This window comes from Pseudomonas sp. MOIL14HWK12:I1 (assembly GCF_000510705.1).
Classification (GTDB): domain Bacteria; phylum Pseudomonadota; class Gammaproteobacteria; order Pseudomonadales; family Pseudomonadaceae; genus Chryseomonas; species Chryseomonas oryzihabitans.
This window is the reverse complement of sequence record NZ_AZNY01000003.1, coordinates 415,147-438,869: the sequence shown is the minus strand read 5'-3', so window position 1 is coordinate 438,869 and position 23,723 is coordinate 415,147. Positions and strand designations below refer to the sequence as shown.

The window sequence follows — 23,723 nt, the reverse complement described above, 5'->3', positions numbered from 1 at the left end:
AACCGCCTGATCGGTTGCTGACAACTTGCCCAAGGCTTATCCACAGCCTTTACCTGTCAGGCAATGACGGCAAAGCAGTCCGGCGTTCGCAGCCTGACTCAGCGAGTCAGGTCGTAGCGGATTCGATCAACAGGGACAATACCTGCCCAGCCCTTCTGGCACGCGGCGTTGCGCCGATAGCGAACAGACTGCCCACAAAGTTATGCACAGCTTGCAGGCTGTCCGGGCATAAAAAAAGACCGCCTGATGCGGTCTTTTTCGAGGCTGGCGAGGGCCTAGCGCGCGGTGCGCACGCTGTCCGACAGCTGCTTGCAGAGGCCGAGCACGCCGTCGATGGCAGCGCCTGAGGACTCGGCCTTGGCGATCTGATCGACGAAGGCCGAGCCCACCACCACACCATCGGCGATGCGAGCGATCACCCGCGCCTGCTCGGGGGTTCGGATACCGAAGCCGACGGCCAGGGGCAGGTCGGTGAAGCGGCGCAGGCGCGCCACGGCGGCCTCGACGTGTTCGGTGGTGGCCGAGCCGGCACCGGTGACGCCAGCGACGGACACGTAGTAGACGAAGCCGGAGCTGGTGTTGAGCACCCGCGGCAAGCGGGCGTCGTCGGTGGTCGGGGTGGTCAGGCGAATGAAGTCGATGCCGGCGGCCTGGGCTGGCAGCGCCAGCTCGGCGTCGTGCTCGGGTGGCAGATCGACCACGATCAGGCCATCCACGCCCGCTTCGGCGGCTTCCGCCAGGAAGCGCTCCACGCCATAGCGATGGATGGGGTTGTAGTAGCCCATCAGCACCAGCGGCGTCTCGCCTTCCCCACGCCGGAAGTCGCGCACCATCTCCAGGGTCTTGGCCAGATTCTGACCCGCCTGCAGGGCGCGCAGGGCAGCGGCCTGGATAGCCGGGCCGTCGGCCATGGGATCGGTGAAGGGCATGCCCAGCTCGATGACGTCGGCACCGGCCGCCGGCAGGCCCTTGAGGATGGCCAGGGCGGTGTCATAGTCCGGATCGCCGGCGGTGGTGTAGGTGACCAGGGCCGCACGGCCCTCGGCCTTCAGCGCGGCGAAGCGGGTTTCCAGGCGGCTCATAGCTTGTCTCCCAGGTGACTCATCACGGTCTGCATGTCCTTGTCGCCGCGGCCCGAGAGGCAGATGACCATCAGGTGGTCCTTGGGCAGGTGCGGCGCGCGCTTGAAGGCCTCGGCCAAGGCGTGAGCCGTTTCCAGCGCCGGGATGATACCTTCCAGGCGGCAGGTCTGGTGGAAGGCCTTGAGCGCCTCGTCGTCGTTGATCGGCACGTATTCCACGCGCTTCACGTCGTGCAGGTGGGCGTGCTCCGGACCGATGCCGGGGTAGTCCAGGCCGGCGGAAATCGAGTGGGCGTCGATGATCTGGCCATCGTCGTCCTGCAGCAGGAAGGTGCGGTTGCCGTGCAGCACCCCGGGCATCCCGCCGTTGAGGCTGGAGGCGTGCTTGCTGGTGTCGACGCCGTGGCCGCCGGCTTCGACGCCGATGATGGCGACGTCAGTGTCATCGAGGAATTCGTGGAACAGGCCCATGGCGTTGGAGCCACCACCGACGCAGGCGATCAGGCTGTCGGGCAGGCGTCCTTCCTTCTCCAGGATCTGGGCGCGGGTCTCGCGACCGATCACGGCCTGGAAATCGCGGACCATGGCCGGATAGGGATGCGGACCGGCCACGGTACCGATCAGGTAGAAGGTGTCGGCGACATTGGTCACCCAGTCGCGCAGCGCCTCGTTCATGGCGTCCTTGAGGGTGCCGGTACCGGAGGTGACCGGAATTACCTCGGCGCCCAGCAGCTTCATGCGGAAGACGTTGGCCTGCTGGCGGTCGATGTCGGTGCTGCCCATGTAGATGACGCAGGGCAGTCCGAAACGCGCGGCCACGGTGGCGGTGGCCACGCCGTGCATGCCGGCGCCGGTCTCGGCGATGATGCGGGTCTTGCCCATGCGCTTGGCCAGCAGGATCTGGCCGATGCAGTTGTTGATCTTGTGCGCGCCGGTGTGATTCAGCTCTTCGCGCTTGAGATAGATCTTGGCGCCGCCGAAGTGCTCGGTCAGGCGCTCGGCGAAGTACAGCGGATTGGGCCGACCGACGTAGTCGCGCTGGAAGTAGGCCAGCTGCTCGAGAAACGCCGGATCCTCCATGGCGGTCTCGTATTCGCGCTGCAGATCGAGGATCAGCGGCATCAGGGTTTCGGCGACATAGCGGCCACCGAACTGGCCGAACATGCCTTGAGCGTCGGGGCCCTGGCGATAAGCGGTCTGGGTCATGGGATTCTCCTGCGAAGATGGATCTACCTTACCTGCTTGAGTGCCGCTGATAAATCGATAAGATCGCGATGACCCGTCAGGAAATCTCACAGATGAGCGATCCCCGCGACCTGCCTCCCCTGAATGCCCTGCGCGCTTTCGAAGCCACTGCTCGTCTGGGTGGCATGAGCCGCGCAGGGGACGAGCTGCACGTGACCCATGGCGCCGTGAGTCGCCAGATCCGTGCGCTGGAGGAACAACTGGGGGTGGCGCTGTTTCGTCGCGAAGGCCGTGGTCTGGCGTTGACCGAAGCCGGTCTGCGGCTGCGCGAGGTGAGCGGCGAGGTCTTCGAGCGCTTGCGCGAGGTGTGCGCCGAACTCAAGGCCGGCAGTCGCCAAGGGCCCTTCGTGCTGGGCTGCCCGGGCAGTCTGGTGGCGCGCTGGTTCATTCCGCGGCTGGATCGCCTCAATCGCGATCTACCGGAGTTGCGCCTGCACCTTTCGACCCGTACCGACGATACCCCGCTGGCCGCCGCTGGCCTGGACGCCAGCCTGCTGTTCACCGAGACGGCACCGCCGCAGGACGTGATGCCCTATCACCTGGCGCCTGAGCGCATCGGTCCGGTGCTGAGCCCCTATTGCCCGGCCTATCTGAGATTGCGGGACGGCGACCTGCAGGCCTTGTTGACCGAACGGTTGCTGCACACCCTGTCACGGCCCCAGGCCTGGCCACAGTGGTTCGCCACCCAGGGCCTGGAGGCACCGGTGCTGGAGTACGGGCAGGGATTCGAGCACCTCTACTACCTGCTGGAGGCGGCGCTGTCGGGATTGGGGGTGGCGATCGCGCCGGAGCCATTGGTGGCGGCGGATCTGAAGGCGGGCCGGCTGGTGGCGCCCTGGGGTTTTGCGGCGACCGGTGCAGAATTGGCGCTGTGGGCGCCGGGTCGGCTGGCGGATGAACGGGTGGAGCGATTGGCGGCCTGGCTCAGAACCGAGCTGGCCGAGCGCTAGCGCCCGAGGCACCCCTTGAGGATGCCTCGAACCGCCACGATCAGTGGTCGCCGCGCAGCAGCGCCCAGCCGACCAGGACGGTCACGCCGGCAGCGATGCCGACGGTGGCCCAGGGATGTTCGCGCGCCACGCCGCTGGCGGCGCGACCGTACTGACGGGTCAGGCGACGCACATCGTCATAGACCTCTTCCAGCGAATCGCCCGAATGGTGCAGGGCTTCGCGAGCGGTGCTCTTGAAGGAATTCAGACTGCTGCGGGATTCGCGTGCAGCGTTCTTCTTCAGCGACGCCAGCGAGTCGAGCAGGCTGTTGATTTCGTTCTCGATGCTGGCGATGGACGCCTGGTAATCGGTGTTACGGGCCATGACAACCTCCTGGGATGGACGGATTCAGGAAATGTGACTACCGAGCCGTTGGAAAGTGCTGCAAAGCCGTGGGCGAGAGCCTGGGCAGTGAACTTATCGGGGCCTTTCGCGGCCTCAAATGGCAGAGGCACCCTTCCCGGCGAGTCGACCGCGACACCGGTCAACGCGTTGCCGGCTAACCGCTGCAGCGCCCGTCATTGCTGACCCAGGAGAGTTTCATGTCCGATCATCACACCTACAAGAAGCTGGAAATCGTTGGCTCTTCCACCACCAGTGTCGAGGACGCCATCAACAACGCCCTCGCCGAGACCGCCAAGTCGGTCAAGAACCTGGAATGGTTCGAGGTGGGTGAAATCCGCGGTCATATCCAGGACGCCAAGGTGGCTCATTATCAGGTCACCCTGAAGATCGGCTTCCGTATCGAAGCCAGCTGAGCAGCATTCCAGACCTCCCTCCCCCCGCAAAAGGACAGGCAAGATGCGTAGAGTCGTGATCACCCTCGGTTTGTTGGCCCTGAGCGGCGGCGCCTTTGCCGCCGGCACCTCGTGCGACACGGTCAAGGCCGATATCGATGCCAAGCTGCAGGCCAAGCAGGTGGCGAACTACAGCCTCGAGGTGGTGGACAAGGGCAGTGCCAGCGCCTCCGCCAAGGTGGTGGGCAGCTGCGAAGGCGGTAGCAAGGACATCGTCTACCAGCGTCGCTAGGTCCAGGACCGCAGGGCGCTACCCACAGGTGGCGCCTGGGTTCTCGCGAAGAGACGCCCACTGCCCAACGGCAGTGGGCGTCTTTTTTTCAGAGGTCCGTGGCAGGTCCGAAGAACTCGTGGCGGATCTGCTTTTCCGGCACGCCCAGCTCCAGCAGATCACGGCGCACCTGGGCCATGAACGGCTGCGGGCCGAGAAGATAGACGTCCAGGTCGCGATCCCTGGGCAGCCAACGCTGCAGGCGCGCCCGATCCAGGCGCGAGGCATAGGCCTCTTCCGCCACCGGCTCGCTGTAGCAGAAATACAGCTGCAGTTGCGGATGGTGGGCGGCCTGCTCTTCCAGCCAGTGCCCGAAGGCCTGGACCCCGACATGGCGGGTGCAGTGGATCAGCTGGATCGGCCGTCCGCTCGGCAGCGCCGCCGACACCATGGGCAGCAGCGGCGTGATGCCGACGCCACCGGCGATCAGCAGCAGCGGCTTGGTCGATTCCTGCAGGACGAATTCGCCGGCCGGTGCGAAGACCTGCAGCACGGTGCCCTCATGGGCGTCGGTATGCAGGTAGCGCGAGACCACCCCACCCGGCTGATGCTTGACGCTGATGCGATAGCCACGGCCTTCGCTGGCGGCCGAGATCGAGTAGTTGCGGCGGTATTCGACCCCGTCCAGCGTCAGGCTCAGCCCCAGGTACTGGCCGGGCTGGGCGATGCTGGTCGGCAGACCGTCCACCGGCTCCAGGTAGAAGGAGCTGATCTCTTCGCTTTCCGGCTCGATCCGCGCGATGCGGAACGCCCGCCCGCCACGCCAGCCACCGGGCGCCCCGGCCTGGGCGGCGTAGCGCTGTTCCTCGGCACCGATCAGCAGATTGGCCAGCTGGCCATAGGCGGCGGCCCAGGCGTCGATCACCGCATCGGTGGCCACCTCGGCGCCCAGCACCTCGCGGATGCTCTGCAGCAGGGCGATGCCCACCAGCGGATAGTGGTCCGGCTGTACCTGCAGCGAGACGTGCTTGTTGACGATCTGCTCCACCAGCGGCCCCAGGGTATCCAGGCGATCGATGTAGCGGGCGTACATCAGCACCGCGCGGGCCAGCGCCCGGGCCTGGGCACCGCTGGCCTGGTGGGCACCGTTGAACAGCGGGCGGATCTCGGGGTTGTCGCCGAGCAATCTGTCGTAGAAATGCCGGGTCAGGATTTCCCCGCCGGTTTCCAGCAGGGGGACGGTGGCCTTGATGATGGCCTTTTGGTCTGATGACAGCATGGCAGGGATCTCCAAACAGGACTGCCCTGGCCGTATCACGAGTCGTGCCAACCAAAAAACTGCGCCAGATCAGGCTTTTATCCAGGGAGCTTGTCATAATGACCAGGTCCCTATGACTCGCCGAGGTCAAATTGACCCGTACCACCCTGCTCGAAGCCATGGTGCCCCTGGTGGCGGATCTGGCCCGCGACCTGCCCGATCAGCAGCGCTATGCCAGCCTGCTCGATGCCCTGCGCAAGGTCCTACCCTTCGATGCGGTGGCCCTGTTGCGCCTGGATGGCGATGTCCTGGTGCCCCTGGCGGTAAGGGGTCTCGCGGCCGACACCCTGGGCCGCCGCTTCAAGGTTGGCGAGCACCCGCGCCTGGCGCTGCTGCTGGCGAGTCGCGCGCCGACCCGCTTCGCCGTCGATTGCGACCTGCCCGATCCCTACGATGGCCTGGTGGAGGGCGTGCAGGGGCATCTGGAGGTCCACGACTGCCTGGGCTGTCCGCTCTATGTGCAGGACCAGCTCTGGGGCCTGCTGACCCTGGATTCGCTGCAGGCGCAGAATGCCCAGCCCGAGGATCTCACCATCCTCGCCGCCTTCGCCGGGCTGGCGGCCGCCACCGTGGCCGCCGCCGAGCGCATCGGTCAGCTCTCCGCGCGCATCGTCAGCGAGCACGAGCTGACCGTGGCCTATCAGCAGTCGGTGGGGCACCAGCGACCCCGTGAACTCATCGGCCAGAGTCCGGCCAGCCTACGCCTGCGGCAGGAGATCGAGACCGTGGCGGCCAGCGACCTGACGGTGCTCATCACCGGCGAGACCGGCGTCGGCAAGGAGCTGGTGGCCGAAGCCGTGCACGCGCGCTCCCTGCGCCAGCAGCGGCCGCTGATCAGCCTCAACTGCGCGGCCCTGCCCGAGGCCCTGGTGGAAAGCGAACTCTTCGGCCATGTGCGCGGGGCCTTTTCCGGCGCGGTGAGCGACCGCCGCGGGCGCTTCGAGCTGGCCGACGGCGGCACCCTGTTTCTCGACGAGGTCGGCGAATTGCCGCTGACGGTGCAGGCCAAGCTGCTGCGGGTGCTGCAGAGCGGCCAGTTGCAGCGGCTGGGCTCGGATCGCGATCTCAAGGTGGACGTGCGCATCATCGCCGCCACTAATCGCGACCTGGCCGAGTGCGTGCGCGCCGGGCGCTTTCGCGCCGACCTCTACCATCGCCTGAGCGTCTATCCGCTGGCCGTGCCGGCCATGCGTGAGCGCGGCCGCGACGTCCTGCTGCTGGCCGGTTTCTACCTGGAGCAGAATCGTGCCCGCCTGGGCCTGCGTGGCCTCCGGCTGACGCCCGCGGCGCAGCGCACCCTGCTGGCCTACGACTGGCCGGGCAATGTGCGCGAACTCTCCCACCTCATCAGCCGGGCGGCGCTCAAGGCCCATGCCGGCAGCGAGGAGCGCGGCGGCATCCTGACCCTGGACAGCGATCAGCTCGGCCTGCCACTGGGCCCCGCGCCCCTGCCCGAGGAGGATGCCGCCCTGCCCTCTGCCTCCCTGCGGGAGGCTACCGATGCCTTCCAGCGCCAGACCATCACCCTGGCGCTGGAACAGCACGGCCAGAACTGGACCCTGGCCGCCGCCGCCCTGGGCCTGGACCGCGCCAACCTCGCGCGCCTGGCGCGGCGGCTCGGTCTCAGGTAGCTCTCAGCTCACAGGGCTTTCTGTACCGCCGGCAGGCCCGGCTGGCCATCGCGGGTGGTGACGCCCTGCAGCCAGGGCTCCAGCACCTGGGGATGGGCCTTGAGCCAGGCCTTGGCGGCGGTGTCGTAGCTGCCGCCCTTGTCCCGCGCGGCGCTCATGACGGCGTTCTCCATGTCCAGGGTGAATTTCATGTTGCTCAGCAGGCGGGCCGGATTGGGGCACTGCTCGGCGTAGCCCTTGCGCGTCAGGGTGTTGACCGTGCCCGCGGTCCCGAAGTACTTGTCGCCGCCGGTCAGGTACTTGATGGGGTAGTCGACGTTCATGGGGTGCGGGGTCCAGCCGAGAAAGACCACCCACTTGTCGCGCTTCACCGCGCGCCCGACCTGGGAGAGCATGGCCTGCTCGCTGGACTCCACCAGTTGCCAGCCACCCAGACCGAACTCGTTGTCCTGGATGATCTTCTGCAGCGACTGGTTGGCCGGCGCGCCGGCGCCGATCCCGTAGATCTTCTTGCCGAACTGGTCGGCATGCTTGGCCAGGTCGTCGAAGCTCTTCACCCCGCCTTCCCAGACATAGGTGGGCACCGCCAGGGTGAATTCGGTCCCGACCAGATTCTGCGCCAGCTCGGTGACCTGCCCGGTCTTCACGAACTGGTCATAGTGCGCCTGCTGCGCCGGCATCCAGTTGCCGAGGAAGGCATCCACCTGCCCGTTGCGCATGCCGCCGTAGATGATTGGCACCGCCAGGGTCTCGACCTTGCCGGTGTAGCCCAGTGCACCCAGGATCGCGCCGGTGAGGGCGTTGGTGGCGGCGATGTCGCTCCAGCCCGGATCGGCCAGGCGAACCGTTGCGCAGGCCTGGTCCTCGGCCTGGGCCGACAGGCTGACCAGGGCCAGCGTGAAGGTAGCGATGATTCCGTGTTTCATGGCCGTGCTCCTGTTAGCGGTTCAGGGTTGAGGGTAGCGGGCGCGACGCTCCAGGTCGTCGAGGTCGATGTGATTGCGCATGTACTGCTGGCTGGCATCGACGAAGGGCTGGTGATCCCAGCTGGTCCGCTCGCCCTGCTCCAGGGCCGCCGCGACGAAGCGCCGCCGCCGCTGGCTGGCCAGCACCTCGGCGTGCAGACGCGGCAGGTCCCAGCGCTGGCGGACCTCGGCCTGGAAGCTGGCGAGCAACTCGGCGTAGTCGGCGCTGGCGGCCAGATTCTCCCGCTCCAGCGGATCGTTCTGCAGATCGAACAGCAGCGGCGGATCCAGTTCGCAGTGGATGTACTTGTAGGGGCCGCGGCGGATCATCAGCAGCGGGCTGACGGTGCCCTCGGCCAGGTATTCGCCGATCACCTCGTCGTGTCCGGCCCGGCCTTCCAGGTGCGGCAGCAGCGAGCGACCATCCAGCGGCAGCTCGTCCGGCAGCTGACCGCCGGCCAGCTCGACGAAGGTCGGCAGCAGGTCCAGGGTCGACACCGAGGCCTGCACCCGCGCCGGGGCGAAGCGACCGGGCGCATGGATCAGCAGCGGTACCCGCGCGGCCATCTCGAACCAGTGCATCTTGTACCAGAGTCCGCGCTCACCGAGCATGTCGCCGTGGTCGCCGGAAAAGACGATCACGGTGTCGTCGGCCAGACCGCATTCCTCCAGCGTCTTGAGCAGATGGCCGACCTGGGCGTCGACGTAGCTGCAGGCACCGTAGTAGGCCTGGCGGGCGTCGCGGATCTTGGCCTCGGGCAGCGGCTTGTCCCAGAGGTCGATCACCTTGAGCAGGCGTTGGCTGTGGGGATCCTGCTCGGCCTGGGGGATGGCGCCTTGCGGCAGCGGGATGTCGACCTCGTCGTACAGGTCCCAGAATTCGCGGGGGATGGTGTAGGGATCGTGCGGATGGGTCAGGGACACGGTCAGGCAGAACGGCTGGTCATCGCCGCGACGCACGTGATCGTAGAGGTACTGGCGCGCCTTGAAGACCACCTCTTCGTCGAAATCCAGCTGGTTGGTGCGCACGCAGGGCCCGGCCTGCAGCACCGAGGACATGTTGTGGTACCAGCTCGGGCGCACGTCCGCCGCGTCCCAATTCACCGCCCAGCCGTAGTCGGCGGGATAGATGTCGCTGGTCAGGCGCTCTTCGTAGCCGTGCAACTGATCCGGTCCGCAGAAATGCATCTTGCCCGACAGCGCCGTGCGATAGCCGAGGCGGCGCAGGTGGTGGGCATAGGTGGGAATGTCGGCGGCGAAATCGGCGGCGTTGTCGTAGGCGCCGATCTTCGACGGCAGCTGGCCGCTCACCAGGGTGAAGCGCGAGGGCGCGCACAGCGGGCTGTTGCAGTAGGCAGAGTCGAACACCACGGCCTGTTCGGCCAGGCGTTGCAGGTTCGGCAGCTTGATCGGCGAGGCGGCGTCGTACAGCGGCAGGATGGGCGCCGCCATCTGGTCGGCCATGAGGAAGAGGATGTTCACCGGCTTGGACAAGAGCGCCTCCGCTAGGATCAGGGTTGCTTATGGGTGACCCATCATCCAATGCTGAAAAATCTGCGTGAAGGCCACTGGGGATGATGTTTCGGATAAGCTAGGCTTATGACCAATCGCCATGGAAACATACTCTTGGACGCCGCCCCTGCCGACCGCCCTGCCCTGGCGCTGGACAGCCTGCGCACCTTCGAGGTGGTGGCGCGCCGCCTGAGCTTTACCGCGGCGGCGGGCGAACTGGGGACCACCCAGCCGGCCATCAGCCAGCAGATCAAGCGCCTGGAAGCCCAGTTGCAGGTGCGGCTGTTCGATCGCGTCCATCGCGGCATCCTGCTCACCGAAGCCGGACGGCTGCTGCAAGAATACGTCGAGGCCGGTCTCGCCACCCTGGACGAGGGGGTGCGGCTGGTCACCGCCCGCCCCGCCCACGAGGTGCTGCAGGTGGCCACCGATTTCGCCTTTGCCGCCTACTGGCTGTTGCCGCGCCTGCCACGTTTCCATGCCCGCCATCCGGAGCTGGACGTCAGCCTGGTGACCAGCGACAGGGTGCCCCTGCCCGGTCCGGAGATCGACATCACCCTGGGCTTTGGCGACGGCCGCTTCAAGCATGGCGAAGCCTGGCCGCTGTTTCGCGAAGAGGTCTTTCCGGTGTGCAGTCCGCGGCTGCTCCAGGGTCGGCAGCCGCCGCTACCCGTCCTGGAGCTGGGTCAGTGGCCGTTGCTGCACCTCAAGGCGGCGCCCAACAGCCGCTGGTATGACTGGAAGACGCTGTTGCCGGCGCTGGACCTGGCACCCCTGCCCGCGGCGCCGTCCGGTGCGGTGCTGAGCTTCGACAACTACACCCTGGTGATCCAGGCGGCCATCGCCGGCCAGGGCCTGGCGATCGGCTGGCGCCACCTGGTGGACGATCTGCTGCAGCAGGAGCTGCTCTGTCGCCCCTTCGCCGGGCTGGCCACCTCGCGCTATGGCTATTACGCCATCCTGCCCGAGCGCAAGCGGCGCCAGCGACTGGTGCAGCGCTTTCTCGACTGGCTGCTGGAAGAACTGGAACTGCCGCGCGAGTCCCTGGCCGGCGCGCGGCTGGCGACCTGAGCGGCGCGCTAGCGCTCGTAGACTTCCAGCGGCAGATCGTCCGGATCGGCAAAGAAGGTGAATCTCTTGCCGGTCAGCTCGTCGGTGCGGATCGGCTCGGTGACCACGCCATGGCCCTGCAAGTGGGCGACGGTGGCATCCAGGTCGGCCACGGCAAAGGCCAGGTGGCGCAGGCCCTGGGCTTCCGGGCGCGAGGGCCGCGGCGGGGCATCGGGAAAGGAAAACAGCTCCAGCTGGGCATGCGCGCCCACCGCCAGATCGAGCTTCCAAGAGCGCCGGGCCTCGCGATAGGTCTCGGCGATCACCGGCAGCCCGAGGATCTCGGTGTAGAAGTGCCGGGAGCGTTGGTAGTCGGCGCAGATCAGCGCCACGTGGTGCAGACGATCGAAGTGGGTCATCAGGGTACCGCGACGAATTTGAGGTCGGCTGGCGCGCCAACGTCCAGGCTCTGGAGTTCGTCGCCGAGCTTGCCGCTGTCGGGATCCCGGGCGAAGACCTTGAGCTGATTGGATTTCTGGTTGGCCACCAGCAGGAAGCGTCCGGACGGATCGATGGCGAATTCCCGTGGCGACAGGCCGTTGACCGGATGGCGCTCGACAAAGGTCAGGGTGCCGTCGGGATTCACCGCGAATACCGCCAGCTGGTTGTCGGTGCCGCGACTGGCGACGTAGAGGAAACGCCCGTCACCGGACAGGTGCAGGGCGCCGGCATCCCGCTCGCCGGTGAATTCCTGGGGCGTCAGGCTGTAGCTCTGCAACTGCCGCAGCATGCCGTCCTGGTGGGCGAAGGCCATCACCTGCCCGGCCAGTTCCAGGGTCAGGTAGGCGTAGCGGCCATCGGCGCTGAACACCAGGTGACGCGGCCCGCTGCCTTCCGGCACCGGCACGAAGGGCGTCTCGGCGGCCACCAGCGGCCGCTCCGGCTGCTGCGGCAGATAGCGATAGACGAAGACCTTGTCGGCGCCCAGATCCGGGGCGAAGACGAAGCGGCCGTCCGGGGTGGTCACCGCCGCATGTACATGGCTCGACTGCTGGCGCGGGTGCTGTTCGCTGGGCTGGTGGAATTCGATCTGCGCCACCGGGCTAAGCACGCCGCCGTCCTGGATCGGCAGCACCGCCAGGGAGCCTTCCGGCAGGCTGGAGTAGTTGGCGACGAACAGGAACTTGCCGTCAGTGCTGAGGCTGGAATGGGTCGGCTCGTCGCCCAGGCTCTTGACCTGGCTGACCTGCTGCAGGCGGCCATTGCCCGGTTCGAAGCGATAGGAGGTGACCCGGCCGATGCTGTCGCCGCTAGAGCCCCGGCCATTCTCGTTGACGGCGAACAGGGTCCGGCCATCGCGAGACAGGGTCAGAAACGAGGGATTGGACGCCTTGACGATGCGCAGCGGACCATCGATCTGACCATTGCGACTGTTGAAGCGATAGACATACAACCCCTGGCTGCTACCCGCGGTGTAGCTGCCGACCAGCAGATTGAACAGACCGGGTTCGGCGCGGGCCGGGGCATTGTGCCCCACGAGCAGGGCGAACAGGGCCAGCGGCAGCAGACGGGGCAGAGCTCTCATGGGAAATCCTTGGCGAGCGATGGGCGTTGAGACCGATGCGAAGCGGCCCGGTTTCCCTACCGTCTGGAGGCGGAAGGCGGCCGCGCGCGGCGGCTATTCTACTGAAATCCGGGCTGGCACTGTGCCAGAGGGATTTCGCCATTTATCGCCTGCGCCGGCGCACCGGCGGGCTACGCCCGAGCGGCCGGCCCCGGGAGCCCGTGCCAGAGCCTGCGGTGAACTCGGCGGTGCCCGCGGGCTGCCGGCAAAAGAATTGCCCGGACTAGTCCAGCACGCCCTGCAGGATGGCGTAGACGAGCCCGGTGCCCACGGCGACCAGCACCATGTCGGTACCCAGGCGCCGCCATTCGTAGCCTGGATAGTCAGGCAACTGGCGGGCGATGCCCGGGGGCAGGGGGCGGCCGTACCCGGGTGGCAGAGGACGGCCGCGCTCCAGACGCAGACCCGGGGGCAGGTCACCTCCACGGCCGATCTGCCCCCGCAGCGCCTTGATGCGCTCCCGCGCCGGTCCCAGATCGGGCGGCCCGCCGGCGGCCGGTCCGGCACCCGGACGACCCTGATCATGCGCCTTGGGACCAGGTCCCTGGCCCTTGGGACCACCCTGTTCCTGCCAGCCCGGCCCGTGCGGCCCCTTGGGCCCGCCAGGCCCGTGATCCGGCGGCGCGGCCAGGGCCAGGTTACCGGTCAGACAGAAGGCTGCAGCAGCGAGGAGGGTACGCATGGAGGGCTTTCCTCATGGGGGACGAGGGTGTCGGTTATCCCCTTGGAGTCCGATCACGGAAAAAGACTCCCGGGTCATTCACGGACGCGCAGCCTGTGGATAAATCGGGGATAAAATCGGTATAACTTCCTGGGAAATCCCTAATCTCAGCCAGGGGCCAAATAAAAAGCCTTTGGTATCAATGGATTAAAAAGATGATCGGCTGGCTATCGAATCCGCTTTTTGTGGATAAAACTTGAGACCCCCTGCGCTGAAGCCTGTTTTCATCGCTACAGAAGCCCTATACGGATCGATTTCACTCAACCCAAAAACAACAAGACCGCGCCCGGGTGATCCCGGGCGCGGTCTTGTCGAAGGTCACCGCTGCCTAATCCGGCTTCTTCAGCTTAGGATTGGGAAAGAACTGCACGGCCTGCACCTTGGGATCGGGCTTCTTGGGCTTGAGCGCACTGATATTGACTCGCGTCGGCAATTCCTTGGGGACCGAATTGCCGCGCTCGTCCAGGGTGTCGCTGTAGCCGCAGGAGACGCACTCGCGATGAGGCGTGCCCTCCTGGGTCCACATCTTCAGGGTGTCCTGCGCCTGGCACGCCGGGCAGACCGCCCCGGCGATGAACCTCTTGCGGATCGGCTCGCTCACGCCGCCTCCTCGCTCAGCCCGGAATGGCGGAGCAGGGCGTCGATGCTGGGCTCGCGACCGCGGAAGTCGACGAACAGCACCATGGGGGCCTGGGAGCCGCCGCGGGCCAGGATGGCTTCGCGGAAGGCCCGCCCGGTTTCGGGGTTGAAGACGCCTTCTTCCTCGAACTTGGCGAAGGCATCGGCGGACAGCACCTCGGCCCACTTGTAGCTGTAGTAACCCGCCGCATAACCACCGGCGAAGATGTGCGCGAAGCTGTTGGGGAAGCGGTTGTAGGCCGGCGGACGCACCACCGAGATCTCGTCGCGGATGCCTTCCAGCACCTCGCGTACGCTACGACCGTCGCCGTGGCTGGCGTGCAGCTCGAAGTCGAACAGCGAGAATTCCAGCTGGCGCAGCATCATCAGGCCGGACTGGAAGTTCTTGGCCGCCAGCATCTTGTCCAGCAGCTCCTGGGGCAGCGGCTCACCGGTCTCGTAGTGGCCGGAGATCAGCGCCAGGCCCTCGGGCTCCCAGCACCAGTTCTCCATGAACTGGCTGGGCAGCTCCACCGCGTCCCAGGCCACGCCGTTGATGCCGGAAACGCTGGCATGTTCGACGCGGGTCAGCAGGTGGTGCAGGCCATGGCCGAATTCGTGGAAGAGGGTGGTCACCTCGTCATGGGTCAGCAGCGCCGGCTTGCCGGGGCTGGCCGGGGTGAAGTTGCAGACCAGGTAGGCCACCGGATCGATCAGCCGACCCTGGGCATCGCGGCGCTTGTCACGGGCGCCGTCCATCCAGGCGCCGCCACGCTTGTTGGCGCGGGCATAGAGATCGAAATAGAAGCGGCCGATGGAGCTGCCGTTCTCCTTGATCTCGAACAGGCGCACGTCCGGATGCCACTTCTCGAAGTCGCGCAACTCGGCGATCTCGATGCCATAGAGCTTCTGCACCGTGGCGAACAGGCCGGACAGCACCTTGTCCACCGGGAACCAGGCACGGACCTCTTCCTGGGACAGCGAATAGCGCTGCTGGCGCAACTTTTCGGCGAAGTAGCCGGTGTCCCAGCTCTGCAGGTCCTGGACGCCCTGTTCGGCGGCGAAGGCGCGCAGTTCTTCCAGGTCGCGCTGGGCGAAGGGCTTGGAGCGCACGGCGAGGTCGCGCAGGAAACCCAGCACCTGGTCGCTGCTCTCGGCCATCTTGGTGGCCAGCGACAGCTCGGCGTAGTTGGCGTAGCCCAGCAGGCGCGCCAGTTCCTGGCGCAGGTCGAGCAATTCCTCCATCACCGGGCCGTTGTCGAACTGGCCGGCGTCGGGACCCTGTTCGGAGGCGCGGGTGGCATAGGCGGCGTAGACCTCTTCACGCAGGGCGCGGTCGTCGGCGTAGGTCATCACCGCGTAGTAGCTGGGGAATTCCAGGGTCACCAGCCAGCCGTCCAGCTCCTTGGCCTGGGCGGCGGCCTGCAGCTGGGCCTTGGCCGACTCGGGCAGGCCGGCGAGGGCGGCTTCGTCGGTGAGGTGCTTGGTCCAGGCCTGCGTCGCGTCGAGCAACTGGTTGGAGAACTTGCTTCCCAGCTCGGACTTGCGCGCCTGGATGGCGGCATAGCGCTGCTGCTCGGCTGGCGGCAGGTCGATGCCGGACAGGCGGAAGTCGCGCAGGGCGTGTTCCAGGGTGGTCTTCTGACCGACGTCGAAGCCCTTGGCTTCCTCGCTCTCGGCCAGGCGGCTGTAGGCCTGGAAGAGGTCCTTGTTCTGGCCGATCTCGGTGGAATAGGCCGACAGCTTGGGCAGGCAGGCCTCGTAGGCGGCGCGCAACTCGGCGCTGTTGCATACGGCGTTGAGGTGGCCGATGGGGCTCCAGGCCTGGCCCAGGCGATCGTTCAGCTCGTCCATCGCCAGCACCAGGCCAGCCCAGGTGGGGTGTTCCTTCTGGGTCTCCAGCAGCTTGGCCAGGGCGGCACGGTTCTCAGCGAGGATGGTGTCTATGGCCGGCTCGACGTGCTCGGGCTTGATGGCGGAAAAGGGCGGCAGGTCATGGGACTGAAGCAGCGGATTGCTGGCGCTCACGGCGTTCCCCTCGGGGCGATGGCTTTGACAGTTATATATGGAGCCCATCCTAATAGGTCTCAAGACCCTTCCGACGAGAAAAGGTATCTATCGTGACCATAAGGACCTTCCAGGGTAAGACCCCGCAACTGGGCGAACGCGCCTTCGTCGACGCCACCGCGGTGGTGATCGGCGACGTGACCCTCGGTGCAGACAGCTCGATATGGCCGTTGACGGTGATCCGTGGCGACATGCACCGCATCCAGATCGGCGCCCGCACCAGCATCCAGGACGGCAGCGTGCTGCACATCACCCACGCCGGGCCCTTCAATCCGGAGGGCTATCCCCTGCTGATCGGCAACGACGTCACCGTCGGCCACCAGGTGACCCTGCACGGCTGCACGATCGGCGACCGGGTGCTGGTGGGCATGGGCAGCATCGTCATGGACGGCGCGGTGGTGGAGGATGACGTGGTGATCGGCGCCGGCAGCCTGGTCCCGCCGGGCAAGCGGCTGGAAGGCGGCCATCTCTACGTCGGTCGCCCGGTCAAGCAGGTGCGACCGCTGGAGGAAAAGGAACGCGCCTTCTTCACCTACAGCGCCGGCAACTACGTGAAGCTCAAGGACCAGCACCTGGCCGAGGGGTATGGGGAGGAGGGGGCGTAAGCGTTGCGATAACTGGTCGGGTTGGGTTGAGTGCAGCACCGTAGCGTGGAAAACGGCGCGGCCTTTTCCACAGGTGCCTTCGTGGCGTACAGCGCGCCCTCACCCCAACCCTCTCCCAAGGGGAGAAGGGGCTATCAGAGCAGGCGGCCATCTCCAGCATCTCCGGCCCGATTACGATCAGCCGTTATACCCAGCCCGTAGGAACGGCACCTGGCGCAATAGCACCGTAGCGTGGAAAACGGCGCAGCCTTTTCCACGGGTGACTTCGTGGCGTGCAGCGCGCCCTCACCCCAACCCTCTCCCAAGGGGAGAGGGGGCTATCAGAGCAGGCGGCCATCTCCAGCATCTCCGGCCCGATTACGATCAGCCGTTATACCCAGCCCGTAGGAACGGCACCTGGTGCAATAGCACCGTAGCGTGGAAAACGGCGCAGCCTTTTCCACGGGTGCCTTCATTGCGCGGGTACGCCCTCACCCAACCCTTTCCCAAGGGGAGAGGGGGCTGTCAGAGCAGGCGGCCATCTCCAGTTGGTAGGTTGGCTTGAGCGCAGCGAAGCCCAACGCTCGGCTACCCCCGCAGCGGACAGGCTTCACCCAAGCGCGAATACAGCACCCCACGCAACGCCTGCAATTCGTCGATGCGCGCCTCTATGACCCTGAGCTTGTCGCGCAGCAGTTCTTGCAGATAGGCATCCGGATCGGCGGCGCGCTCGACGTCCTCAAGGTTGGCGGCGATTTCCTGCAGGCTGAAACCCAGTCGCTGGGCGGTGCGGATATAGCCCAGCCATTCCACGGCTTCGGGCGGATAGTCGCGATAGCCGTTGGCCCGCCGCCGCGCCTGGAGCAGTCCCCGGCGCTCGTAGAATCTCAGGGTGTCGCGACTCAGGCCGGTGGCCTGGGCGAGGGTGCCGATCCGCATCCGTTCTCCTTGACCCTGGACCTTGCTCCAGGGTCGACACTGGACTTCCTCTCGTTCAAGGAAGTCCGTCCATGTGGAAGCTTGCGCCCTATCTGCGACTGGTCCGTGCCAGCGCCCTCTATGATCTGCTGGTCACCGCGCCCTTTGCCACCCCCTGGAGTCTCGCCTGGCTGCTACGACAGCTCGACGAGCTCGGCCAGGCACTGGGCCTGGCGCCCCTGGCGGCATTCCCGCCGGAAGCCCTGCTGCTGGGCAATCTGCTTGGCTCTCTGGTGTGCGTCTGGGCCGTGCTGCGCCTGGCCAAGCCTTCGCTGCTGCTGGGACGCTACGATGCCGTCGCCAGGGGCCTGTTCGCCCTCTGGCAGGCCTGGGCGCTGTACCAGGGCGCCAGTCCCTTGCTGGCGGGGTTCCTGGTCTTCGAAATCGGCTTCGGTATAGCCCAAGCTTGGCCGGTGTCTCCTGTATCCCGCGGCGTTCAACCTCAGGTATTGGGCTGACGTCTGTCCGTCGGGCTTCGCCATACCCCACACAGCAAGACTCTCAATCGCGGCCATGGCTGTCCGCCGATACGGCTGCTCCTAACTGCGTGCGCTGCTGTGCTGTCTCATCGCGGCCATGGGCCGCTCCTACAGCGGTTATATATCCCGTAGGAGCGGCCCATGGCCGCGATTTGAGCCCCTAGCAACGGCGGCCTTGGCATGTCCAGTATGGCCCTCGCCCAACAAGCCACGCCTTGCCCCTCACCCCAGCTGCCGCCGCAACTCCGCCAGCACCGGCGCGCTGTCGGGGCGCACGCCGCGCCAGAGTTCGAAGGCCTCGGCGGCCTGTTCCACCAGCATCCCCAGGCCGTCCAGGGTGTGGAAGGCACCCTCGTCCAGGGCCCAGCGGTTGAAGGGGGTGAGGTCCTTGCCGTACATCATGTCGTAGGTCACCGTCTGCGGGCCGATCACCGCTTCCGACAGCGGTGGGCGACCGCCCCCGAGACTGGCCGAGGTGCCGTTGATGATGACGTCGAAGGGCGCTCTCAGGGTGGAGAAGGCCGCCACCTCGATCGTCCCCAGTTCGGCGAATTCGCGCGCCAGTTGCACCGCCTTGAGTTCGGTGCGATTGGCCAGCACCAGTTGCCCGGGATTGCAGGCCAGCAAGGGCTCCAGCACGCCGCGCACGGCGCCGCCGGCGCCCAGCACCAGGACGCGCTGACCGGCCAGCTGCAGACCGGCGTTGACCGTGAGATCCCGCACCAGCCCGGCGCCGTCGGTGTTGTCGCCGAGCAGGCGACCGTTGGCCTGGCGCTTGAGGGTGTTCACCGCCCCGGCGCGGCGCGCACGGGGGGTGAGTTCATCGCACAGCTGGTAGGCCTCTTCCTTGAAGGGCACCGTGACATTGGCGCCCAGGCCGCTCTGGAAGAAGCTGCGGGCGCTTTCGCTGAAGCCGTCCAGCGGCGCCAGCAGCGTCCCGTAGTGCAGGCGCTGGCCGGTCTGGTCGGCGAACAGGCTGTGGATCAGCGGCGACTTGCTGTGGGCGATGGGATTGCCGAAGACGGCGTAGCGATCCATGGGTCTATCCTGCAGGCGTCGGGGCGAGCGCGAGCCAGTCGCGGTCGGTGAGAAAGAAGTCGGTCAGGCGCGCTTCCGGCGAGCCGGGCACGGGTTTCCAGTCGTAGCCCCAGCGCACCTCGGGCGGCAGCGACATGAGGATGGACTCGGTGCGCCCGCCGGATTGCAGGCCGAACAGGGTACCGCGGTCATAGACCAGGTTGAATTCCACGTAGCGGCCGCGGCGATAGGCCTGGAATTCCCGCTCGGCCTCGCTGTACGGCTGGTGGCGGCGACGCTGGACGATGGGCAGGTAGGCGTCGACGAAGGCATCGCCGATGGCGCGCTGGAAGGCGAAGCAGGTCTCGAAGTCCCAGTCGTTCAGGTCATCGAAGAACAGGCCACCGATGCCGCGCGGCTCGCCACGGTGCTTGAGGTGGAAATAGCGGTCGCACCAGGCCTTGTAGCGCGGATAGACGTCGGCGCCGAAGGGCGCGCAGGCGTCATGGCAGACCTGGTGCCAGTGCACGCAGTCGGCCTCGTTGCCGTAGTAGGGGGTGAGGTCGAGACCGCCGCCGAACCACCAGACCGGCGCCTCGCCGGGCTTTTCGGCCAGAAAGAAGCGCACATTGGCATGGGCGGTGGGGATATGGGGATTGCGCGGGTGCATCACCAGGGAGACGCCCATGGCCTCGAAGCTGCGCCCGGCCAGTTCCGGGCGATGGGCGCTGGCCGAGGGCGGCAGGCTGTCGCCATGCACATGGGAGAAATTCACGCCGCCCTTTTCCAGCAGGGCGCCCTCGGCGATCACCCGGGTGCGGCCACCACCGCCGGTCGGCCGGGTCCAGGCGTCTTCGACAAAAGCGGCGGCGCCATCCTCGGCTTCCAGTGCGGCGCAGATGCGCTCCTGCAGATCGAGCAGATAGGCCTTGACGGCCTCCAGGGAGGGATTCATCGCAAGGATTTCCACAACAGGCGGGGAGGGCGGAGAGCATAACACCCGTATCCGACCGGTTGACGCGGCCCGCGGTTGCGGTTTGGATGAAGGCTCACCCCAAGAGAGCCCGGCCAAGGGCTCCAACCAGGAGATACTCAAGCATGGCCCAGCGCATCCAGTTCAGCCGCACCGGTGGTCCCGAAGTACTCGAACTTGTGGATTTCGAACCCGCCGCGCCCGGCCCCGACGAGGTGCAGGTGCGCAACCATGCCATCGGTCTCAACTTCATCGAGACCTACTACCGCAGCGGCCTCTATCCGCCGCCGTCGCTGCCCTCCGGCCTGGGCACCGAGGGCGCCGGGGTGGTGGAAGCGGTCGGCAGTGCGGTCACCCGCTTCAAGGCCGGCGACCGCGTGGCCTATGCCACCGGCCCGCTGGGCGCCTATGCCGAGGTCCATGTGCTGCCCGAGCGGCATCTGGTGCACCTGCCGGAAGCGGTGTCCTTCGAGCAGGGCGCCGCGGTCATGCTCAAGGGGCTGACGGTGCAGTACCTGCTGCGCCAGACCTATCCGCTGCAGGCCGGCGACACCGTGCTGTTCCATGCCGCGGCCGGCGGCGTCGGCTCCCTGGCCTGCCAGTGGGCCAAGGCCCTGGGCGTGCGCCTGATCGGTACCGCCGGCTCGCCGGAAAAGCTGGAAAAGGCCAAGGCGCTGGGCGCCTGGGCGGTGATCGACTATCGCCAGGAAGACGTCCCGGCACGGGTCCGCGAATTGACCGACGGGGCCAAGGTGCCGGTGGTCTACGACGGCGTCGGCAAGGACACCTGGGAAATGTCGCTGGACTGTCTGGCGCCCCGCGGCCTGATGGTCAGCTTCGGCAACGCCTCCGGCGCGGTCACCGGGGTCAACCTGGGGATCCTCTCGCAGAAAGGCTCGCTCTATGTCACCCGGCCGACCCTGGCCACCTACGCCGCCTCGCCCGAGGCCCTGCAGGACATGGCCGATCAGCTGTTCGAGCTGATCACCGATGGCCGCATCCAGGTGGACATCGGTCGGCGCTATCCACTGGCCGAGGTGCAGGAGGCGCATCGGGCGCTGTCGGGTCGCGAGACCAGCGGCTCGACCATCCTGCTGCCCTGAGGCAAAACGCCCGCACGCCTGGCCGGGAAATCGTGACGGCCATTAAGTTTCCCGCAGCCAGGCGGCACGACGGGGGTAAACGCCGGTCTATGTCGGACAGTCAGGTCGTCACGGCCTTGACGTTCTTTCAAGAATCGGCCGGATCGCTGCCCTTGTCATGCCTATCTCCAGCCCCCTCGCCAGCCTGCTCGACACCGCCACGGACACGGCGCTGATCACCCTGACCGCCGACGGGCGGATCGGGCAGTGGTGCCCGGCCGTCGCCCGGCTGCTGGGCTGGACGGCGCAGGACTGGCTCGGTGAATCCATCGTCGGCCTGCTGCTCCCGGAGCCGCCGGCCGACGGCTGGCTGACTGCCCTCGAACGCTGCCAGACCCAGGGCCTGCGCCACCGCGACGGTCACCTGGTACGCCTCGACCTGCACCTGGTGCCGCTGCGCCGGGCGGATGTCCCCGTGGGCTGGCTGCTGCACGTCTGGCAGGCCCCGGCGAGCCGGGCCCGGTTTGCCGCCCGGCGCAGTGCCGAGCGCGACCTGCCGCAACGCCTGCAGGCGCTCGGCGAATGGTCACGGCGTCTCAGCGGCACCACGGATCTCGCCGCCCTGCGGCTGTGCGCCACCCAGGCCCTGCGCGACCTGACCGACGATCCCCAGGCGCGGCTGCTGTCCGTGGCCGAGGCCGGCAGTCCGCCAACGGGTCAGTTGCTCATCCCATTCGGCCCGGCCACTCAGCCCCTGGGCTATCTGCAGCTGGGCAGCGCCGTCGAGGCGGACACCCGGCTGCTGCTGGATCAGTTGGCCCTGCTGCTGGGTGCCCTGCTGGTGCGGCAGCAGACCCAGGATCAGGCCCGACACCTCGAACGGCGCCTGTCGCTGGAACAGGGCCTGTTGGCCAGCGTGCTGCAGCAGGCACCCCTGGGCATCTCCATCACCGAGGCCGGCAGCGAAGAAGCGGTGATGCTCAACGACCGGGTCGACATCCTCCTCGGCAAGCGTCCGGCCGGCGAGACGCTGGACGAGCGCTATGGCGCTATCGGCGCCCTGCACGCCAATGGTCAGCCCTATGCGGTGGACGACTATCCCACGGTACGGGTGCTGCGCAGCGGCCAGGCAGTGGCGCCCGAGTTGATGCGCTATCGGCGACCCGACGGCAGCATCCGGCTGCTGGAAGTATCCAGCGCACCGGTCCGCTCGGCCACCGGCGAGGTGATCGCCTCGGTCACCCTGTTCGATGACGTCCAGCAGCGGGTCGATGCGGAAACCGCCCTGCGCGAACACAGCGCGCGCCTGGCCAGCCTGATCAACCAGGCGGCGGTCGGCATCTGCCAGACCGACGCCCGCGGGCGCATCCTGCTCGCCAATCGACGCTATTGCGAATTGCTCGATCGCAACGAGGTGGGGGTGCTGGAACAGACCCTGCAGGCCCAGACCCATCCCGAGGATCGGGCCGTCCTGGAGCGCCATCTCGACACCCTGCGCGAGCGCGGCGACAGCTTCAAGCTGGACCAGCGTTTCCTGCGCCCCGACGGTTCGGTGGTCTGGGTCAGTCTGCATGGCTCGCCGCTGCAATCGGAAATCGGCCAGGAACTGTCGGTAAGCCTGGTGGTGGTCGATCTCACCCAGCGCAAGCAGGCCGAAGCCGCGCTGCACCTGTCCAACCAGCGCTTCCGCAATGCCGTGGAGGCGGTGCAGGGGGTGGTCTGGACCACCAATGCCCAGGGCCATCTGCTTGGCGAACAACTCGCCTGGAGCACCCTGACCGGGCAGAGCTATGCCCAGTATCAGCAGGACGGCTGGGCCGATGCCCTGCATCCCGAAGACTCATCCCGCACCCTGCGTCGCTGGCGCCTGGCGGTGCAGCAGCAGGTGGACTTCCACGACGAACACCGCCTGCGCTGTCGCGACGGCCAGTGGCGCACCTTCAGCGTGCGCGCCCTGCCGGTGCGGGAGAACGGCGTGGTCTGCGAATGGGTGGGCGTGCACACCGACGTCAGCGAGATCCGCATGGCCGAGCACCGCCTGCGGCGCCTGGCCGAATTGCTGGAACAGCGGGTCCACGAGCGCACCGTCGAGCGTGACCGCATGTGGCGCGTGGCCGACGACCTGCTCGGCGTCATCCAGGGACAACGCTGGCTCAGCCGCAACCCCGCCTGGGGCCGCACCCTGGGCTGGGACGACGAGGAGTTGCGCCACCAGCCGCCGACCTCGCTGGAGCATCCGGACGATCCACCGGTGTTTCCGCGTCTGGCCGCCCTGCGCCACGGCGAGGTGCTCAGCGATCTGCCCGGGCGCCTGCGCACCCGCGACGGCGCCTGGCGCCACATGATGTGGAAGGCCACCGCCGATCACGACGGACGCATCTATGTCTTCGGCCGCGACGTCACCGTCGAGCACGATGCCGCCCTGGCCCTGCAGAATGCCGAAGCCGCCCTGCGCCAGGCGCAGAAGATGGAAGCCATCGGCCATCTCACCGGTGGCATCGCCCACGACTTCAACAACCTGCTCACCGGTATCAGCGGTTCCCTGGAGTTGCTGCGCCGGCGTCTCGACCAGGGTCGTCACGACAACCTGCAGCGCTACCTGGACACCGCCGAGCAATCCGCCACCCGCGCCGCGGCCCTGACCCATCGGCTGCTGGCCTTCGCGCGCCGGCAGACCCTCGACCCGCGGCCGGTGGACGTCAACGACCTGATCCTGTCCCTGGAAGAACTCTTCCAGCGCACCCTGGGCGAACGCATCAGCCTGCGCAGCAGCCTCGCGC

The 23,723-nt window shown here is 67.1% G+C and carries 22 protein-coding genes and 1 pseudogene; 9 read left to right on the top strand and 14 right to left on the bottom strand.

Going from position 1 to position 23,723, the window contains the following annotated elements:
- Positions 1-275: 275 nt before the first annotated feature.
- Together trpA and trpB are read right to left on the bottom strand one after the other, a co-directional pair.
- Entirely contained in the window at positions 276-1,082 is an 807-nt protein-coding gene (gene trpA, locus PSEK12I1_RS0101985; protein ID WP_007160173.1) for a tryptophan synthase subunit alpha, read from the bottom strand.
- Positions 1,079-2,287: a tryptophan synthase subunit beta gene (gene trpB / locus PSEK12I1_RS0101980; RefSeq protein WP_027600526.1), complete on the bottom strand. Its 1,209-nt coding sequence runs from the start codon at positions 2,285-2,287 to the stop codon at positions 1,079-1,081. The genes trpA and trpB overlap by 4 nt, the downstream gene beginning before the upstream one ends.
- 92 nt (positions 2,288-2,379) lie before the next feature.
- On the opposite strand from trpB, the gene PSEK12I1_RS0101975 reads away from it, so the two are divergent.
- Entirely contained in the window at positions 2,380-3,276 is an 897-nt protein-coding gene (locus PSEK12I1_RS0101975) for a LysR family transcriptional regulator (protein ID WP_027600525.1), read from the top strand.
- Positions 3,277-3,316: 40 nt separating this feature from the next.
- Here the strand turns inward: PSEK12I1_RS0101975 and PSEK12I1_RS0101970 are convergent, their stop codons facing one another.
- Positions 3,317-3,640, bottom strand: a complete 324-nt coding sequence (locus PSEK12I1_RS0101970) for a YqjD family protein (RefSeq protein ID WP_007160170.1) — start codon at positions 3,638-3,640, stop codon at positions 3,317-3,319.
- A gap of 218 nt (positions 3,641-3,858) precedes the next feature.
- On the opposite strand from PSEK12I1_RS0101970, the gene PSEK12I1_RS0101965 reads away from it, so the two are divergent.
- Together PSEK12I1_RS0101965 and PSEK12I1_RS0101960 are read left to right on the top strand one after the other, a co-directional pair.
- Positions 3,859-4,074 (top strand): dodecin, encoded by a 216-nt coding sequence (locus tag PSEK12I1_RS0101965; protein WP_007160169.1) that lies wholly within the window; start codon positions 3,859-3,861, stop codon positions 4,072-4,074.
- A 43-nt stretch (positions 4,075-4,117) separates the two neighbouring features.
- On the top strand, positions 4,118-4,345 hold the full coding sequence (locus PSEK12I1_RS0101960; protein WP_027598753.1) for a DUF1161 domain-containing protein: 228 nt from the start codon (positions 4,118-4,120) through the stop codon (positions 4,343-4,345).
- An 88-nt stretch (positions 4,346-4,433) separates the two neighbouring features.
- Here the strand turns inward: PSEK12I1_RS0101960 and hmpA are convergent, their stop codons facing one another.
- Positions 4,434-5,603, bottom strand: coding sequence for an NO-inducible flavohemoprotein (gene hmpA, locus PSEK12I1_RS0101955; protein ID WP_027600524.1), 1,170 nt, complete (start codon positions 5,601-5,603; stop codon positions 4,434-4,436).
- Between the two features lie 131 nt (positions 5,604-5,734).
- On the opposite strand from hmpA, the gene norR reads away from it, so the two are divergent.
- Entirely contained in the window at positions 5,735-7,273 is a 1,539-nt protein-coding gene (norR, locus tag PSEK12I1_RS0101950) for a nitric oxide reductase transcriptional regulator NorR (protein WP_027600523.1), read from the top strand.
- A gap of 8 nt (positions 7,274-7,281) precedes the next feature.
- Here the strand turns inward: norR and PSEK12I1_RS0101945 are convergent, their stop codons facing one another.
- Positions 7,282-8,199, bottom strand: a complete 918-nt coding sequence (locus PSEK12I1_RS0101945) for a choline ABC transporter substrate-binding protein (protein WP_007160165.1) — start codon at positions 8,197-8,199, stop codon at positions 7,282-7,284.
- A 21-nt stretch (positions 8,200-8,220) separates the two neighbouring features.
- Complete coding sequence (gene betC / locus PSEK12I1_RS0101940) at positions 8,221-9,732, bottom strand: choline-sulfatase (protein ID WP_256204033.1); 1,512 nt, start codon at positions 9,730-9,732, stop codon at positions 8,221-8,223.
- A gap of 105 nt (positions 9,733-9,837) precedes the next feature.
- Here betC and PSEK12I1_RS0101935 point away from each other — a divergent pair, with 105 nt between their 5' ends.
- Positions 9,838-10,821, top strand: coding sequence for a LysR substrate-binding domain-containing protein (locus PSEK12I1_RS0101935; RefSeq protein ID WP_042135007.1), 984 nt, complete (start codon positions 9,838-9,840; stop codon positions 10,819-10,821).
- A gap of 8 nt (positions 10,822-10,829) precedes the next feature.
- On the opposite strand, the gene PSEK12I1_RS0101930 is transcribed toward PSEK12I1_RS0101935, so the two are convergent.
- The 5 genes from PSEK12I1_RS0101930 to prlC all read right to left on the bottom strand — a co-directional run bounded on the left by PSEK12I1_RS0101930 (position 10,830) and on the right by prlC (position 15,839).
- Positions 10,830-11,219, bottom strand: coding sequence for a VOC family protein (locus PSEK12I1_RS0101930; RefSeq protein WP_027598748.1), 390 nt, complete (start codon positions 11,217-11,219; stop codon positions 10,830-10,832).
- On the bottom strand, positions 11,219-12,385 hold the full coding sequence (locus tag PSEK12I1_RS0101925) for a lactonase family protein (protein WP_027600520.1): 1,167 nt from the start codon (positions 12,383-12,385) through the stop codon (positions 11,219-11,221). Before PSEK12I1_RS0101925 ends, PSEK12I1_RS0101930 begins: the two co-directional genes overlap by 1 nt.
- Positions 12,386-12,647: 262 nt before the next feature.
- Positions 12,648-13,106, bottom strand: a complete 459-nt coding sequence (locus PSEK12I1_RS0101920) for an anti-virulence regulator CigR family protein (RefSeq protein WP_027600519.1) — start codon at positions 13,104-13,106, stop codon at positions 12,648-12,650.
- Positions 13,107-13,473: 367 nt separating this feature from the next.
- Positions 13,474-13,746: a YheV family putative zinc ribbon protein gene (locus PSEK12I1_RS0101915; RefSeq protein WP_027598745.1), complete on the bottom strand. Its 273-nt coding sequence runs from the start codon at positions 13,744-13,746 to the stop codon at positions 13,474-13,476.
- On the bottom strand, positions 13,743-15,839 hold the full coding sequence (gene prlC, locus PSEK12I1_RS0101910; protein WP_145248973.1) for an oligopeptidase A: 2,097 nt from the start codon (positions 15,837-15,839) through the stop codon (positions 13,743-13,745). Before prlC ends, PSEK12I1_RS0101915 begins: the two co-directional genes overlap by 4 nt.
- Before the next feature lie 44 nt (positions 15,840-15,883).
- On the opposite strand from prlC, the gene PSEK12I1_RS0101905 reads away from it, so the two are divergent.
- Positions 15,884-16,435 (top strand): gamma carbonic anhydrase family protein, encoded by a 552-nt coding sequence (locus PSEK12I1_RS0101905; protein WP_027600517.1) that lies wholly within the window; start codon positions 15,884-15,886, stop codon positions 16,433-16,435.
- A gap of 567 nt (positions 16,436-17,002) precedes the next feature.
- Here the strand turns inward: PSEK12I1_RS0101905 and PSEK12I1_RS0101900 are convergent.
- Positions 17,003-17,353, bottom strand: a complete 351-nt coding sequence (locus tag PSEK12I1_RS0101900) for a MerR family transcriptional regulator (RefSeq protein ID WP_027600516.1) — start codon at positions 17,351-17,353, stop codon at positions 17,003-17,005.
- Positions 17,354-17,424: 71 nt separating this feature from the next.
- Between PSEK12I1_RS0101900 and PSEK12I1_RS0101895 the strand changes: the two genes are divergently transcribed.
- Positions 17,425-17,850 (top strand): hypothetical protein, encoded by a 426-nt coding sequence (locus PSEK12I1_RS0101895; protein WP_027600515.1) that lies wholly within the window; start codon positions 17,425-17,427, stop codon positions 17,848-17,850.
- Between the two features lie 243 nt (positions 17,851-18,093).
- Here the strand turns inward: PSEK12I1_RS0101895 and aroE are convergent, their stop codons facing one another.
- Positions 18,094-18,909 carry a shikimate dehydrogenase gene (gene aroE, locus PSEK12I1_RS0101890; protein WP_027600514.1) on the bottom strand — a complete coding sequence of 272 codons (816 nt, stop codon included), beginning with the start codon at positions 18,907-18,909 and terminating at the stop codon, positions 18,094-18,096.
- Between the two features lie 4 nt (positions 18,910-18,913).
- Entirely contained in the window at positions 18,914-19,843 is a 930-nt protein-coding gene (gene hemF, locus PSEK12I1_RS0101885; protein ID WP_027598739.1) for an oxygen-dependent coproporphyrinogen oxidase, read from the bottom strand.
- Positions 19,844-19,986: 143 nt separating this feature from the next.
- Here hemF and PSEK12I1_RS0101880 point away from each other — a divergent pair, with 143 nt between their 5' ends.
- Both PSEK12I1_RS0101880 and PSEK12I1_RS0101875 read left to right on the top strand, forming a co-directional pair.
- Entirely contained in the window at positions 19,987-20,964 is a 978-nt protein-coding gene (locus PSEK12I1_RS0101880) for an NADPH:quinone reductase (RefSeq protein WP_027598738.1), read from the top strand.
- Positions 20,965-21,121: 157 nt separating this feature from the next.
- Positions 21,122-23,605, top strand: a pseudogene (locus tag PSEK12I1_RS0101875) (PAS domain S-box protein); the annotation flags it as partial.
- Between the last annotated feature and the right edge of the window lie 118 nt (positions 23,606-23,723).